The organism is Hymenobacter sp. (genome assembly GCF_031398885.1).
Taxonomy (GTDB): Bacteria; Bacteroidota; Bacteroidia; order Cytophagales; family Hymenobacteraceae; genus Hymenobacter.
This window is the reverse complement of record NZ_JANNOD010000113.1, coordinates 42,791-57,071: the sequence shown is the minus strand read 5'-3', so window position 1 is coordinate 57,071 and position 14,281 is coordinate 42,791. Positions and strand designations below refer to the sequence as shown.

Here is a 14,281-nt window from a genome sequence, read left to right as displayed (position 1 = left end):
ATGCCTGCACCCGCGCCGCTGCTGACCGCCGAGGACCTTGCGGTGGGCTATTTCGTCAACCGCAAAACGCCCCGCCCGGTGACCGGGCCCCTGCGCCTGGCCCTGTGGCCCGGTGAGCTGGTGTGCCTGCTGGGGCCGAACGGCGCCGGCAAATCGACGCTGCTGCGCACGCTGGCTGGCTTGCAGCCCCCGCTCAGCGGCCGGCTCGACCTGGGCGGGACGGCCCTGGCCCGGCTGAGCGCCGGCGAGCGCGCCCGCCGGCTCAGCATCGTGCTCACCGACCGGGTGGACGCCGGCAACCTGACCGTGCGGGAGCTGGTGAGCCTGGGCCGCCACCCCCACACCGGCTGGCTGGGCACCCTCTCGGCCCACGACGAGGCTCAGGTGAGCGCCGCGCTGGCGGCCACCGATACCGAAGCTTACGCCCGGCGCCCGGTGGGCGAGCTGAGCGACGGCGAGCGGCAAAAGGTGCTGCTGGCCCGCGCCGTGGCCCAGGACACGCCGCTGGTGCTGCTCGACGAGCCCACGGCTCATCTTGACTTGCCCAACCGGGTGGCCCTCATGCGCCTGCTGCACCGCCTGGCCCGCCAAACCGGCAAGGCCATCCTGCTCTCGACCCACGAGCTGGACCTGGCGCTGCAAGCCGCCGACCGGGTGTGGCTGCTGGCCGCCGACGGGGCTCTGCGCACCGGCACGCCCGAAGACCTGGTGCTAAGCGGCGCGTTCGCGGCGGCCTTCGCACGCGAAGGACTGGCCTTCGACCCGGCCACCGGCACCTTCGCCCTGCACGCGCCCGCTGGCCCCACCGTGCAGCTCCGGGGCGACGGGGCGGCGGCGTTCTGGACGCGCCGGGCCCTGGAGCGCGAAGGCTTCGTGCCCACGGCCGGCCCCGCGGCCCGGCGGGTGACCGTGCCCCGGATTCTAGAAGGCGGGGCCTGGACCAGCCAAGTTTTCGACGGGCCCATTCAATCGCACAACACCGTGGAGGCGCTGCTGCGCGCGCTGCGGAGCCCGACCGCGCGGCACCCCGCGGAGGTGGCGGCAGACTCTCACAAGCTTATTCAGAACCGATAGCTACGCTCAACTCATGAAAAAATTTGTAATACTCCCCCGCCGGGTGGTTCGCCTGAAGCAGCTGGTGCTGGGCCCAGCGCTGCTGGCCGGCGTGGCTTTCGGGGCCCGGGCCCAGGCGCCGGCCGACACGTTGCAGCGGCAGAGCCTAACCGAAGTGGTGGTGACGGCCACGCGCTCGGCCACCGCGCGCGACAAGGTACCGCAGCAAATACAGGTCATCAGCCGGCCCGACATTCAGGCGACGCCGAACCAGGAGTTTACCGACGTGCTGAAAAAAAACGCCTCGGTCGACATCGTGCAGTACTCCAGCCTGCTGGCGGGCGTGGGCATCCGCGGCTTCCGGCCCCAGACCAGCGGCCTCAACCAGCGCACCCTGCTGCTGGTGGACGGCCGCCCGGCCGGCACCACCAACCTGGCCACCCTCGACCTGGGCAGCGCGGAGCAGGTGGAAGTGCTGAAAGGTCCGGCGTCGGCCCTCTACGGCTCGCAGGCCATGGGCGGGGTGGTGAACGTGGTGACGCGCCAGTCGCGCGGTGCGGTGCGCTCCTCCCTGTTTGCCGAGTACGGCAGCTACCAAACCTTCCGGGTGGGCGGGGCCACGGGCGGCAACATCACCAAGGGGCTGGACTTTGACCTGTCGTTTGGGCTGTTCGACCGGGCGGCGGACATCAAGCTGGGCCGGGGCGGGCTGTTCCGGCCCTGGCTGGCCGGCGGCCGCGCCATTAAAACCTACGCCGACGGCACCACCCAGAACACCGACGACGACCGCGCCGACGGCCAGCGCCGCGCCTTTACCAAGCTCGGCTACTACTCGGGGGCCCTGCGCCTGGGCTACCAGCTCAGCGAGCACTGGCGCGTGGACGTGCGCGGCGAGCGGTTCGTGGCCCGCAACGTGCAGGCGCCCAACGACGTGTTTTACGGCGACCTGGCGCCGTCGAGCAAGGACATCGGGCGCCAGAACCTCGACCTGAGCGCCACCGGCGACTACGCTCACCATCAGCTGTTCGTGCGGGGGTACACCTCCGGGGAAACCAACGACAACAACACCCTGGCCGACGACCGAAACGTGCTCATTGCGCCCTACCGCTCGTTCCAGAGCCAGTACCTGTGGCGGGGTGTGCAGGTGAAGGACGTGGTGAAGCTGGGCCACCAGCGCCTTACCGTGGGCGTGGACCGCAACGAGGCCACCAGCAACTCCCAGCGCTTCAACGTCAGTAGCACCGCCATTGCGCCCTTCAACCCCAACTACGAGCTGAACACGACCGGCCTCTACGCCCAGGGACAGTTGAGCTTTTGGCAGGATAAGCTGCTGGTCACGCCGGGGGCGCGCTACGACTTCATCACCTACCGCGGGAAGCCGACCGACCTGCTGACCACCTTCACGCCGGGCCAGACGACCAACCCCTTCTTCAGCCCCAGCCTGGGCGCGCAGTACGCGCTGGTGGAAGGGCTGAACGCGCACGGCACCATCGGCCGGGCCTACGTAACGCCCGAAGCCTATAATGTGGCCGGCTATTCGCAAACCGCGCCCAACGCCATGCAGCAAGTGGCCGTCACGCAGGGCAACCCGGACCTGAAAAATGAGCAGAGCGTGACCTGGGACGCCGGCCTGCGCTTCGACCGGCCCGCCACTGGCCTTTCGGCCGACGTGACCTACTTCGCCACCCGGGTCAAGGACCGTATTTTTTCCCGTCCGACCAGACCGGTGGGCGAAACCACCCCGGAGGGATACCTCGTGCTTACGCGCACGGTCTTCATCAATGCCGATGACAGCCGCATTCGGGGCCTGGAGGCGTCTACCGGCTATGATTTTGGGGCGTTGGCCGAGAGCCGCTACTCGCTGCGGGTTTTTGCCGGCGGCACCAAAATCTTCAAGGCGGAAGACGTTGTAAGCAGCGCGGACGGCACCCAGACCACCCGCGCCGTCTTCAACGTGGCCAGCCTGAGCGGCAATTTCGGCGTGGCCTACGACAGCCACCGCGGCCTGCGCGCCCGCCTGGCCGGCCACTACGTGGGCCACCGTCGCGACCTCGACTTTACGGAAATCTTACGCCCGCAAGTCGAGTACCCGCGCTACCTGACCCTGGATTTTTCGGCGGGCTACACCGTGGCCGAAAAGCACACGTTCTCGCTGCTGGTGAACAACCTGACCGACGAAAACTACTACGAGAAGCGCGGCTACAACCTGCCCGGCCGCAACGTGGCGGGCCGTTACACGCTTTCGTTCTAGCCGTGCTCACCTACATCTCCGGCGGGCAGCGCTCGGGCAAGAGCCGCTACGCCCAGGACCTGGCCCTGCAACTCAGCCCCAGCCCCGTGTACCTGGCCACTTCCCGCGCCTGGGACGACGACCACCGCCAGCGCATTGCCCGGCACGTGGCCGACCGCGACGCCCGCTGGACCACGCTGGAGGAAGAAAAACACCTGAGCCGCCTCGACCTGACGGGCCGCACCGTGGTGCTGGACTGCGTGACGCTCTGGCTGACCAACTTTTTCGCCGATGCCGGATACGACGTGGATACCACGCTGCGCCAGGCCCGGGAAGAGTTTGACCGGCTGCTGCTGCAGGACTGCACCTTGCTGGCCATCTCCAACGAAATCGGCATGGGTCTGCACGCGCCCACCGAGGCGGGCCGCAAGTTCGCGGACCTGCAGGGCTGGCTCAACCAGTACATTGCCCAGCGGGCCGACCGCGCCATTTTCATGGTGTCGGGGCTGCCGCTGGTGGTGAAATAGGTAGTTGTCAGTTGTTGGTTGTCAGTTGTTAGTTGTCAGCCTGGACGAATACCGCCCAACCTGCTGTTCGACCCACAACGGCTAACTGACAACTGACAACGAACAACTGACAACTAACAGCTAAAACCCAACTCATGAAAATCTACACCAAAAAAGGCGACGCCGGCACCACGGGCCTCTTCGGCGGCTCGCGCGTGCCCAAGGACGACGTGCGCGTGGAGTGCCTGGGCGACCTCGACGAGGCCAATTCTACCCTGGGCCTGCTGCGGGTGAAGCTCGGCAACGACCACGCCTGGCAGCCGCGGCTGCACACCATTCAGAAGGATTTGATGGACATGATGTCGCACCTGGCGCGGCCGTCGGAAACCAAGAAAATCAACTCCAACCCGATGCCGGCCGACGGCGCGCGCATGTGCGAGGAGTGGATTGACGAGCTGGAAGGCCAAATGACCTCGCCCTCCGACTACTTCCTGCTGCCCGGCGGCAACGAAATCTCGGCCCTGTGCCACGTGGTGCGCACCCAGATGCGCCGCGGCGAGCGCCGCCTGGTGAGCCTGATGGCCACCGACGCCGTGGACCCCGTCATCCCGGCCTACGTCAACCGCCTGTCGGACCTGTTTTTTACCCTGGCCCGCGCCGAGATGGACAAAGCCGGCGTGGCCGAGGAGAAATGGCAACTGTTCCTGTACAAGCGCTTCAAAAAAGCCGACGACGCGCCCAAAACCGAAGAGCCCACCGCGTGAAGTCCTGGCACATCACCCCGCCCGATGCCGGGCTCACGGCGGCCATTGCCCATAAAATAGCCACCAAAACCAAGCCGCTGGGGTCCCTGGGGGAGTTGGAGGCCCTGGCCCACCGCATTGCCCTGGTGCAGCAAACCCTGACGCCGCAGCTGCGCCGGCCCCACGTGCTGGTGTTTGCCGCCGACCACGGCATTGCCCAGGCCGGCGTGAGCCAGTACCCGGCCGAGGTGACGCCCCAGATGGTGCGCAACTTTGCGGCCGGCGGGGCGGCCATCAATGTCTTTTGCCGCCAAAACGGGCTGGGCCTGACCATCGTGGACGCGGGCGTGCGCGGTAGTTTCGCCGACCTGGCCGCCGTGCGCGACGAGAAGATTGCCGAAGGCACCCGCAACTTCGCCCACGAGCCGGCCATGACCGCCGCCCAGTGCGCCGACGCCCTGCGCCGCGGCGCGCGGCTGGCCGATGAACTGCACGCCACCGGTTGCAACGTGCTGGGGGTCGGGGAGATGGGCATCGGCAATACGTCGGCGGCGGCGGTGCTGATGCACCTGCTTACGGGCCAGCCGCTGGCCGAATGCGTGGGCCGCGGCACCGGCCTCGACGCGGCCGGGCTGGCCCGCAAGCTGGCCACCCTGACCCGGGCCGTGGCGGCGCATCCGCGGGTAAGCTCGGAGCCGCTGGCGGTGCTGGCCACTTTCGGCGGCTTCGAAATCGCGCAAATGTGCGGCGCCCTGCTGCGGGCCGCTGAGCACCGGATGCTGCTGCTGATTGACGGCTTCATCGCCTCGGCGGCGCTGCTGGTGGCGGCCCGGCTGGTGCCGGCGGTGCTGGCCTACTGCGTGTTCTGCCACGAGTCGGACGAGCAGGGGCACCGGCGGCTGCTGGCCGAGCTGGGCGGCCGGCCGCTGCTCCGGTTGGGCCTGCGCCTGGGCGAGGGCACGGGCTGCGCGCTGGCCTACCCGCTGGTGCGGGCCGCCGCCGGCTTCCTCAACGAAATGGCGTCTTTTGAAAGCGCGGGCGTCAGCGACGACTCCGGCGCGTAACCCCATTTTTGCCCATGGATTCCTGGCCGCGCCACCACCTGCGCTTGTTTTTGACGGCGGTGCAGTTCTACACCCGCCTGCCGGTGCCGGCCTGGGTGGGCCATTCCGACGAGCTGCTGAACAAGGCCACGGTGTATTTTCCGGTGGTGGGCTGGCTGGTGGGCGGCGCGGCCGCGGCGGCGTACGCGGGCGGGCGGCTGCTGTTTCGGCACGACGACGTGGCCCTGCTGCTGAGCTTAGTCGCCAGCGTGCTGCTCACCGGCGCTTTCCACGAGGACGGCTTCGCGGATACCTGCGACGGGTTCGGGGGCGGCTGGACGCGGCTCAAAATTCTGGCAATCATGAAGGACAGCCGCCTGGGCACCTACGGGGCGGTGGGCCTGGGGCTGCTGCTGGCCCTGAAGCTCGCGGCCCTGCGCGGGCTGCCGCCCGCCGGGATTGGGGCCGCGCTGCTGGTGGCGCACCCGCTGAGCCGCGCCACGGCCCTGACCTGCATTTTTACCCACGAGTACGCCCGCGATAACGAGGACAGCAAGGCCAAGCCCGTGGCCAAAAAAATCAGCCGCGCCGAGCTGGCGGCCGGGCTGCTGCTGGGGGGCCTGCCGCTGCTGGGCTACGCGGCCTGGGCGCGGTGCCCGGCGCTGCTGCTGGTGCTCGTGCCCCTGGCCGGCGCGAAAACCGGGCTGGCGCGCTACTTTCAGCGCTGGCTCGGGGGCTACACCGGCGACTGCCTGGGGGCCATTCAGCAGGTGGCGGAGGGGGTGATTTACCTGTTTTTACTCATTCTGACGGCATGGAGCTTTATCTGATTCGCCACACCGCCGTGCAAGTCGCCGGCCTCTGCTACGGCCACCACGACGTGCCCCTGGCCGACACCTTCGCCGCCGAGGCCGCGCAGCTGCGGGCCAAGCTGCCGCCCGCTCCGGCGCAGGGCCACCGGGTCTTCAGCAGCCCCGCCGCCCGCTGCCTGGCCCTGGCCACCGAGTTTGCGGCCGACATCACCCCCGACGAGCGCCTGCGCGAAATGCACTTCGGCGCCTGGGAGAACCGCGCCTGGAACGAGCTGCCGCCCGCCGAAACCGCGCCGTGGATGGCCGACTACGTGACCCGGGCCCCGCCCGGCGGCGAAACGTTCGGGGCGGTGCAGCAGCGGGCCGCGGCCTTCCTGGCCGAGCTGGCCGCGGCGCCCGGCGAAACGCCCGCGCTCGTGTTCACCCACGGCGGTACCATCCGGGCCGTGGTAGCGCACTGCTTGGAAATGCCGTTGCGCAATGCCTTCCAGTTGCACGTTGATTTCGCCTCCGTCACGAAGCTGCGCCACCAACACGGACGTTGGAACCTGCTCTCCCTGAATCATTGACCCAAGCGGCGGACTATTCAACAACAGCCCCCGCGGGACTTAACTGCACGGTCCGCAGCTTGGGTCGAGTACCCGTGCAGCAGTAACCGCCAGCGGACGCCAGCTGAGCAGGACGTACCATTGAGTGCGCTTACTGCTGCGTGACTACTTAAGAACCTATCCGAAAAATAAACTGAACGTCATGTCGAGCTTGCCGAGACATCTCGCGCGCTTCGTTGCCCGATTGAGTTACTGCCGCACGCGAGATGCTTCGGCTGCGCTCAGCATGACGGGCGTCTGCGCAGCCGAAGTATTTTTCGGGTAGGCTTTAAGTAGTCGTCCAGAAGTAAACGAGTTGTCAGTTGCTCGTTGTCCGTTGTTAGTTAGATGTTTATCAAGGGGCTAACAACTGACAGCTAGAGCGGTTTCGGAATTGGTGTACATGCTCCGGCCAAGCTAACCTCACGAGACCCCTGCGGGGCGGGCCCCTCTCCCAAAGAGAGGGGAGCCAGACGACTGGTACACTAACCCTGAAACCGCTCTAATGCCTGACAACTTAATTGACCACCATCGTCATGATGGAGTGGGCGGCGGACGTGGTTTTGGCGCCCTGGCCGGCCACCCACAGCTGAAAATCGAGGGGCTTGTCAGTTTGGTTCATCACCACCACGGCCACGCTGCCGTCGGCGTTGCGGAAGGCCGTGGTTTGCAGGGCGTCGCGGTTGGCGGAGCTCCCGATGCGCTTGGCGCCGGGACGGATGAACTTGGAGAAGTGGCCGATGTAGTAGTACGCGTTGGTGTAGATAAGCTTGCCGGCCCGGGTGTCGGCGATGACGGGGGCGAAGCAGAAGTTGCCCACGTGGTTGGGGCCGCCGGTTTCGTCGAGCAGCACGTTCCAGTCGGTCCAGCCCACGGTGCCGGCGTTGAAGTCGCCAATCATCGACATACCGTACTTCTCGCCCAGGGCCCAGTCCTCGACCTTGTCCAGCTTGAAGTTTTCGAGGCAGCCTTCGGTGAAGAGCAGGTTTTTGTCGGGGTAGGTTTCGTGCACGCGCCGCACGTTGTCGAAGAGCATGGCGCTGCCGGTCCAGGTTTCGTACCAGTGGTAGCCGATGCCCCACACGTACTTGGCCGCCTGCGGGTCGTCGAGCACGGCGCTGGCGCGCTGGCACACCAGGTCGCGGTTGTGGTCCCAGGCGATGAGCTTTTTGTCGCCGAGGCCGCCCTTGGCCAGCGTCGGCCCGAGGTAACTCTTGATGAAGTCGCGCTCCTCTTCGCCGGTGAAAATGCAGGATTCCCACTTCTGGGTGGCCATGGGCTCGTTTTGCACCGAAAGGCCCCAGATGGGCATGCCCAGCTGCTCGTAGGTCTTGATGAACTTCACGTAGTAGTCGGCCCAGGCCTGGCGGTAGGCGGGCAGCAGTTTGCCGCCCTTCAGCATGGTGCCGCTGTCCTTCATCCACCCCGGCGGGCTCCAGGGGGTCACGTAGAGCGTCAGCTTACCGCCGGCCGCGGCCATGGCCTGCTTAATAAAGGGAATGCGAAACTGCTCGTCGTGCTTCACGCTGAACGTCTTCAGCGCTTCGTCCTTGTCGGCCACGTAGGTGTAGCTGCCGCTCGAAAAGTCGCTGCTGTGGATGCTGGTGCGGGCCAGCGTGTAGCCGATGCCGCCCGTGGGGCTGTAGTAGGCCCGTAGGAATTCCTGCTGTTGGGCCTTGGGCAGCTTGGCAAACGTTTCGGCTGCGGCGTCGGTCAGGGCCCCGCCGATGCCCAGCAGGGTTTGGAAAGTGTGCCCGGGGTCCACGAACACGCACACCTGCGTTTCCACAGGCTGCCCGGCGGGCTGGAAGCTCAGCTCCGGCCGGGCCGACAGGCGCAGCGCCGTGTTGGCCGCCGTGGCGTACACCAGGGCTTTTTTGCCGGCCGCCGAGTAGGACGCGGCAGAATTTTGGGCAAAGGCCGGACCTGCGCTCAGCGCAAGCACGAGGCCCCAAGTGGCGGATTTAAGTAGCATTCGGCGGGGAAGTTGGGGTAAAGGATGGCAGCGGCACTCGCCACGAAAGGTAAGGTCGGCCCCGCCAACGGCGGCGTTAGCGTTTGCCGGCCGTCAGGCCGGGCCAGGCATCGGTGCGGAAAGGCGGGGCGGGCAGTCCTTCGCGGTTGTAGAGGTTGACGAAGGGCATGTTGCCCCAGGCGTAGCGCACTGCCACCGGGGCGGGCACGGCCGGGCAGCGCAGCACCACGGCGTCGCCCTGCACCTCGCCCTGCGCCCACCAGAACTTACGGTCGGCCCCGGCAAGGGCGAAGCCCTTCAGGTAGGGGCCGCCGGCATCTTTCAGCACCAGGCCCGTGCCCTGGTTGGTGAAGCGCAGCCGCGCGGTGTTGCCGCTGACGGTCAGGCTGGTGAATACGGGGCCGCTGGCCACCGTGGCCGTCTCGCGGTAGGCCACGCGCCGGGCGGCCAGGGCCAGGCGCCGGCCCACCGCCTGCTTGTTGCGGGGGTGCAGGTCGGTCGAGTCGCCCACGTCGACGGCCGTGGCCATGCCGGTCGCGGGCAGGGCCAGCGCCAGCTGCTGCGCCTCGCGCAGCTCCGCGAAAGCGGATTCGGCCGGCTCGGGGCCAGTGGGCTGGTAGCCGGCAAGCTGCACGAAGAGAAACGGCAGCGCGGGCCGTTGCCACTGCGCCCGCCAGTCGCGGATGAGGTTGGCAAACAGCGTGCGGTACTGCTCGGCGCGGGGCGCGTTGGTTTCGCCCTGGTACCAGATGACGCCCGCCAGCGCGTAGGGTAGGAGCGGGGCAATCATGCCGTTGAAGAGGGCCGTGGGCAGCATCTCGGGCCCGCCGGGAAAGGGGTTCGGTGGCTGGGTGGCCGGGTCGTAGGCCGGGTGGTACTGCCAGGCGCCCGCCAGCGGCACGGTGCGGGTGGCGGTGGTGAGGCGCATGTCGGCCGCCGCGCCCCAGATGCCCCCGCCCCCGCCGTTGTCCACCACCCGCACCGCGATGACGTTGCGCCCGGCTTGCAGCACCGGTCCGGGCACCGCGTACCGGCGGATGGGGTAGTAGCCGCGGGTGCCGCCCACCGGCACGCCATTCACCCAGGTCGAGTCGTCGTCGTCGATGCGCGCCAAAGCCAATTGGGCCGGCTGGCCGGCCTCGGCCGCCGTCAGGGTGAATTCCTTGCGCAGCCACACAACGCCGTCGAAGTCGCGCAGGGCTTCGGCCTGACCTTCCCAGTAGCCCGGCAGCGGCATGGCGGGCCAGTTGGCCGCCGAGAAGCCGGGGGCGGCCCAGCTTAGCTGCCCGGGGCGCCGGCCCTGGTCCTGGCCGGCGGGGCTGGCCTGCCAGGCTTCGACGCGGGCCCGGTAGTCGGCTTGCTGGGCCAGGATGCTGGGCTGCGCGGCCGTAACCACCGCCACGCGGGCCGCAAAATCGGGATGAGTGCGCAGGGCCGGGGCGCTGGTCCAGGCTTCGGCAGGGGTGCCGCCCCAGTCGGCCGTTATCAGGCCCAGGGGCACCCGCGGGTTGTGCTGGTGCAGGTCGCGGGCAAAGAAATACGCCACGGCCGAAAACTCCCCCACCGTCCGGGGCGAGCATACTTGCCAGCCCGCTCCGCCAAACTCCGCCTGTGGGCTCAGCGCCGCCACGTTGGGCACGTCGAGGCGGCGAATGGTGGGGTAGGTGGCGGCGGCTATTTCCGCCGCCGCGCCGGTGGCGTCGCGCACCGGCCATTCCATGTTCGACTGGCCCGCCGCCAGCCACACGTCGCCCACCAGCACGTCCGCAACCCGCACTTCATTGCTGCCCTTTATCAGCAGCGCATAGGGGCCGCCCGCCGGCGTGGGCGGCAGGGTCACGGTCCACTTGCCGGCGGGCCCGCCCGTGGTGGCCGCGTAGGCTTTCCCCCGGAACGTGACGCTTACCGCCTCGCCCGGGCCGGCCCAGCCCCACAGCGGCAGGGGCTGGTCGCGCTGCAGCACCATGTGGTCGCCCACGAGCCGGGGCAGCCGCACCGTAGCGCGGGCCGGCTCGTGGGCGAGCAGCAGGGGCAGCAGGGCAAGGCAAAGAATTTTCAAGACGAGCAAGTTAGGCGATGGCATCAGTTGCTGGCATTCACAATGCGCGTGCCGTCGGCGCGCAAAAAGCTCTGCGCGAAGGCGCCGTTGGCAACACCAGTGGCGGCGAGCAGCCACCCGAGCAGCCGGGCCCGGGCGGTGCCGGCGCGCGGCGCGGCGGGCCGAAGCCAAGTAGCTGGGAACACGGAAGCGGGGCTTGGAAGCTGTTTGAGTTATTTCTTGGCAGCACGAGAACGATGTAGAGCCGCATCCAGGCGTCTCGTCGTACGCGCAGTTCGGCCACTTTCATTCAACGACGAGACGCCAGGAAGCGGCTCTACATCGACCAACGGCTAATTCAAACAGCTTCATAGAGAAGGATGAGCCAGGAGGAACGGTTCGGGGGCGTCGGCGCGACGGCCGCGGGGCGTTGAACGGCAAGAGCGCCGCTGGCGCAAGCCACGAGACGTAACCAGGCGCCGCTCCAGCGTCTCGTGTGCCTCTGCTTCTTATGATTCTTAACCCCCACCCTTTTTACCCGAAACAGGAAGCCCGGCCCGCAGACCGGCCCGCCCTACCAGATGTAAGTGCCCACCGAGCCGCCGAAGAGGGAGGTGGAAGCGAGCTTGCCCTTGTACTGAATGTTGAAAGTCTGGAGCGTGGCGCCATTATTCAGCACGATGAGGACCTTCTTGCCGGCGGGGGTGCGGAAGGCCACGTTCAGCAAGTTGCCGGGCTGGTTGGTGGCCACGCGCACGCTGCCGGGCCGCACAAACTTGCTGGCGTGGGCAATGATGTAGTACGAGGGGTTGCGCACGAGGCCGCCGCCGCCCACCGTCACGGCGGGCAGGCAGGTGCTGCAGCCGCCGGGGGTGTAGGGGCCGTGGGAGGGGTCGGCGGCCAGGTTCCACTCCAGCACGTTGCGGCTCCAGTTGCGCGTGGCGCCGATAATCAGGTTGTTCACGGCCCAGGACAGGTCGGCGCCAAAGTTGCCGGGCGCGGCCACGTACTGCTCGGTGAAGTAGATGTTCTTGGCCGGAAAGGCGTCGTGCACCTGGCTCAGGGCGCTGATGTTGCCGCCGTAGAGGTGGAAGGCCGAGCCGTCGACGTAGGGCCGCGCCGCCGCGTCGCTGAGCACGGCGATGGGGTAGTCGGGCCGGTCGGCGTTGTGGTCGTAGGCGATGATTTTGGTGCGCAGGCCGGCGGCCGCCAGGGCCGGGCCCACAAAATTCTTGATGAAGGTCGTCTGCTCGGTCGCCGTCATCAGCATGCTGGGGTTGTTGAACGGGTTCAGGGGCTCGTTTTGCAGCGTGATGGCATCGATGGTGATGCCTTCGGCGGCCATGCCCTGGAGGTATTTCACGAAGTACCGGGCGTAGGCGTCGTAGTACTGCGTCTTCAGGCTGCCGCCGATGGAATTCTCGTTGGTCTTCATCCAAGACGGGGCCGTCCAGGGCGAGCCCATGATTTTGATGGCCGGGTTGAGGGCCAGGATTTCCTTGAGCACCGGCAGAAAGTCCACGCGGTCGGGTGCCAGGCTGAACTGGGCCAGGCTCTCGTCGGTCTGCCCGCCGGGCACGTCGTCGTAGGTATACACCTGGTCGTTGAGGTCGGACGCGCCGATGCTCACCCGCAGGTAGCTCACCCCCAGCCAGGTGCTGTCGGTGGCGAACAGCTCGCGCAGCAGGGCGGCCCGGTCGGGGGCGCTCATGCGCTTCAGCACGTAGGCGCTGGCGCCGGTGAGGGTGTAGCCAAACCCGTCGATGGTCTGGTAGGTCTGCGCGGTGTCGACGGCAATGGTCGGGTTCTGGTTGGTGGCCGCCGCGAAGTTCAACGCCACCCGCTGCCGGGCGAAGAGCGACGACTTGTCGGCGTTGGTGACCCAGGCCGCTACCTGGGAGGGCGCCGCCGGGGGCGGGGTCACCACGGGCGGCTGGGGGTCGGGGGTGTCTTTGGCTTTCTTTTCGCAGCCGGCCCCGGCCAGCAACAGGAGCAGGCCACCGACCAGCAAGCGGCCCCGAACAGGAAATAACATAGCGGCGTTGAATAGCATCGCGGCGTTGATTTGTGGAAAGGAGAAAAGAGCGATTTTATAATCAGTTTAAAGCGGTGGCGCGCTGCCACTGAGCGGGAGGAGCCAGCGCTTCCGGCTCCTCCCGCCCCGGCCAATTAGCTACTCAACCATCACGCGGTGGGTGCTGAGCTGGCTGCCCACCCGCAGGGTGACGACGTAAGAACCGGCCGCCAATCGCCGCAGCGCGGACAAATCCACGGCGTGGGCACCGGCGGCCTGGGTGGTGTTGAGCAGCGAGAGGGCTTTCTGGCCCAGGCTGTTGAACACGTCCACCGCCACGGGCTGGGCCGCGGTGGGCACGGTGTAGGCGAGGCGGCTGGTGGCGGCCAGTGGGTTGGGGTAAGCAGCGGCTTGCAGCGCGGCGCCGGCCGAACGGCTGGCCAGAACACCCGTGCCCACCCGGTAGGTGTAGTGCTGGTTGCCGGCGATGGCGGCGAGGTCGGGGTCGATGCCGAGGGCCGTCGTCCGGCCAACAATTGTCGGCAGCACGTCAACGTTGAAGCTGCGGAAGTCGTCGATGAAGGCCACCATCATTTTGAAGTCGCTGCCTGTCGCCGCCCCGCCAAGGGCCGCCAGTGGCATCTCGAGTTCCCAGCCCGTGGTGGTGTTGGCCGCCACGCTGCCCGTGGCGCTGGTCTGGTAGGCTGTCTTCGCCAGGGCCGGGTCGTTGCTATCCGTGGTCAGGCTGCCGTCTTTTCGGCCCGCACCCATCCCAACTTCATCGTAGGGAGCCATGGTGTAATTCACCCGGCTGAGGTAGATGGCGTTGTTGGCATCGAGGAAGGGCGAGGTGGTGCAGCGAAAAGCAAAATCGACGGGCATGTCCAGCGTGGGGCGCTGGCGCAGCGACTCGCGGCCATTATTGCCGGCGTTGGTGCTGCCGGGTAGTTGGGCGTTGGCCGCAATGCCCGTCCGGTTGGGCGTGTCCAGGTAAAGCACCAGCGAGTTGTAGTCAGCCGTTTCGGCCGACGCCACCACCATGATGTTCAGGGCGGTGGCCGTGGTGCCCACGTACAAGAATTTCAGGCCGCGGTCAGTTTGGTTGTGTGCCCCGGTGTAGGCGCCCACGAGCTGGTACTTGCCCGGGCCGGTGCCCACTTCGATGGGCGAAAGGGTCCCGTCGACGGTGAATTGCGCCTGGGCGCCAAAAGAAGCCAGCGCCAGCGCGCCGATTGCGGAAAGAGTGGACAGGTTTTTCATGGGAATGGGGGTAATTGAAA

12 protein-coding genes are annotated in these 14,281 nt (G+C 67.5%); 7 read left to right on the top strand and 5 right to left on the bottom strand.

The features are described 5' to 3' along the window. From RMO51_RS20195 to RMO51_RS20165, 7 genes are all read left to right on the top strand, one after another. Nucleotides 1–1,074, top strand: coding sequence for an ABC transporter ATP-binding protein (locus tag RMO51_RS20195; RefSeq protein ID WP_310397784.1), 1,074 nt, complete (start codon nt 1–3; stop codon nt 1,072–1,074). Between the two features lie 13 nt (nt 1,075–1,087). Next, entirely contained in the window at nt 1,088–3,304 is a 2,217-nt protein-coding gene (locus RMO51_RS20190) for a TonB-dependent receptor (RefSeq protein WP_310397783.1), read from the top strand. Between the two features lie 2 nt (nt 3,305–3,306). Next, nucleotides 3,307–3,810 carry a bifunctional adenosylcobinamide kinase/adenosylcobinamide-phosphate guanylyltransferase gene (locus RMO51_RS20185; RefSeq protein ID WP_310397782.1) on the top strand — a complete coding sequence of 168 codons (504 nt, stop codon included), beginning with the start codon at nt 3,307–3,309 and terminating at the stop codon, nt 3,808–3,810. Nucleotides 3,811–3,944: 134 nt separating this feature from the next. Next, nucleotides 3,945–4,553, top strand: a complete 609-nt coding sequence (locus RMO51_RS20180; protein WP_310397781.1) for a cob(I)yrinic acid a,c-diamide adenosyltransferase — start codon at nt 3,945–3,947, stop codon at nt 4,551–4,553. Beyond that, on the top strand, nt 4,550–5,596 hold the full coding sequence (gene cobT, locus RMO51_RS20175; RefSeq protein WP_310397780.1) for a nicotinate-nucleotide--dimethylbenzimidazole phosphoribosyltransferase: 1,047 nt from the start codon (nt 4,550–4,552) through the stop codon (nt 5,594–5,596). Before RMO51_RS20180 ends, cobT begins: the two co-directional genes overlap by 4 nt. A gap of 14 nt (nt 5,597–5,610) precedes the next feature. Then, on the top strand, nt 5,611–6,405 hold the full coding sequence (locus RMO51_RS20170) for an adenosylcobinamide-GDP ribazoletransferase (protein ID WP_310397779.1): 795 nt from the start codon (nt 5,611–5,613) through the stop codon (nt 6,403–6,405). Then, nucleotides 6,390–6,956: a histidine phosphatase family protein gene (locus RMO51_RS20165; protein ID WP_310397778.1), complete on the top strand. Its 567-nt coding sequence runs from the start codon at nt 6,390–6,392 to the stop codon at nt 6,954–6,956. Before RMO51_RS20170 ends, RMO51_RS20165 begins: the two co-directional genes overlap by 16 nt. A 535-nt stretch (nt 6,957–7,491) precedes the next feature. Here the strand turns inward: RMO51_RS20165 and RMO51_RS20160 are convergent. The 5 genes from RMO51_RS20160 to RMO51_RS20140 all read right to left on the bottom strand — a co-directional run bounded on the left by RMO51_RS20160 (nt 7,492) and on the right by RMO51_RS20140 (nt 14,261). Further along, complete coding sequence (locus RMO51_RS20160) at nt 7,492–8,949, bottom strand: glycoside hydrolase family 30 protein (RefSeq protein WP_310397777.1); 1,458 nt, start codon at nt 8,947–8,949, stop codon at nt 7,492–7,494. A gap of 76 nt (nt 8,950–9,025) precedes the next feature. Next, a complete protein-coding gene (locus tag RMO51_RS20155) occupies nt 9,026–11,008 on the bottom strand; it encodes a sialate O-acetylesterase (protein ID WP_310397776.1) in 1,983 nt (660 codons plus the stop codon). A gap of 23 nt (nt 11,009–11,031) precedes the next feature. Then, nucleotides 11,032–11,193: a hypothetical protein gene (locus tag RMO51_RS20150; RefSeq protein WP_310397775.1), complete on the bottom strand. Its 162-nt coding sequence runs from the start codon at nt 11,191–11,193 to the stop codon at nt 11,032–11,034. Nucleotides 11,194–11,561: 368 nt separating this feature from the next. Then, the gene (locus RMO51_RS20145; protein WP_310397774.1) at nt 11,562–13,022 is read right to left on the bottom strand and encodes a glycoside hydrolase family 30 beta sandwich domain-containing protein; all 1,461 of its coding nucleotides are present in this window, start codon (nt 13,020–13,022) and stop codon (nt 11,562–11,564) included. Nucleotides 13,023–13,160: 138 nt separating this feature from the next. After that, nucleotides 13,161–14,261, bottom strand: a complete 1,101-nt coding sequence (locus RMO51_RS20140; protein WP_310397773.1) for a T9SS type A sorting domain-containing protein — start codon at nt 14,259–14,261, stop codon at nt 13,161–13,163. Between the last annotated feature and the right edge of the window lie 20 nt (nt 14,262–14,281).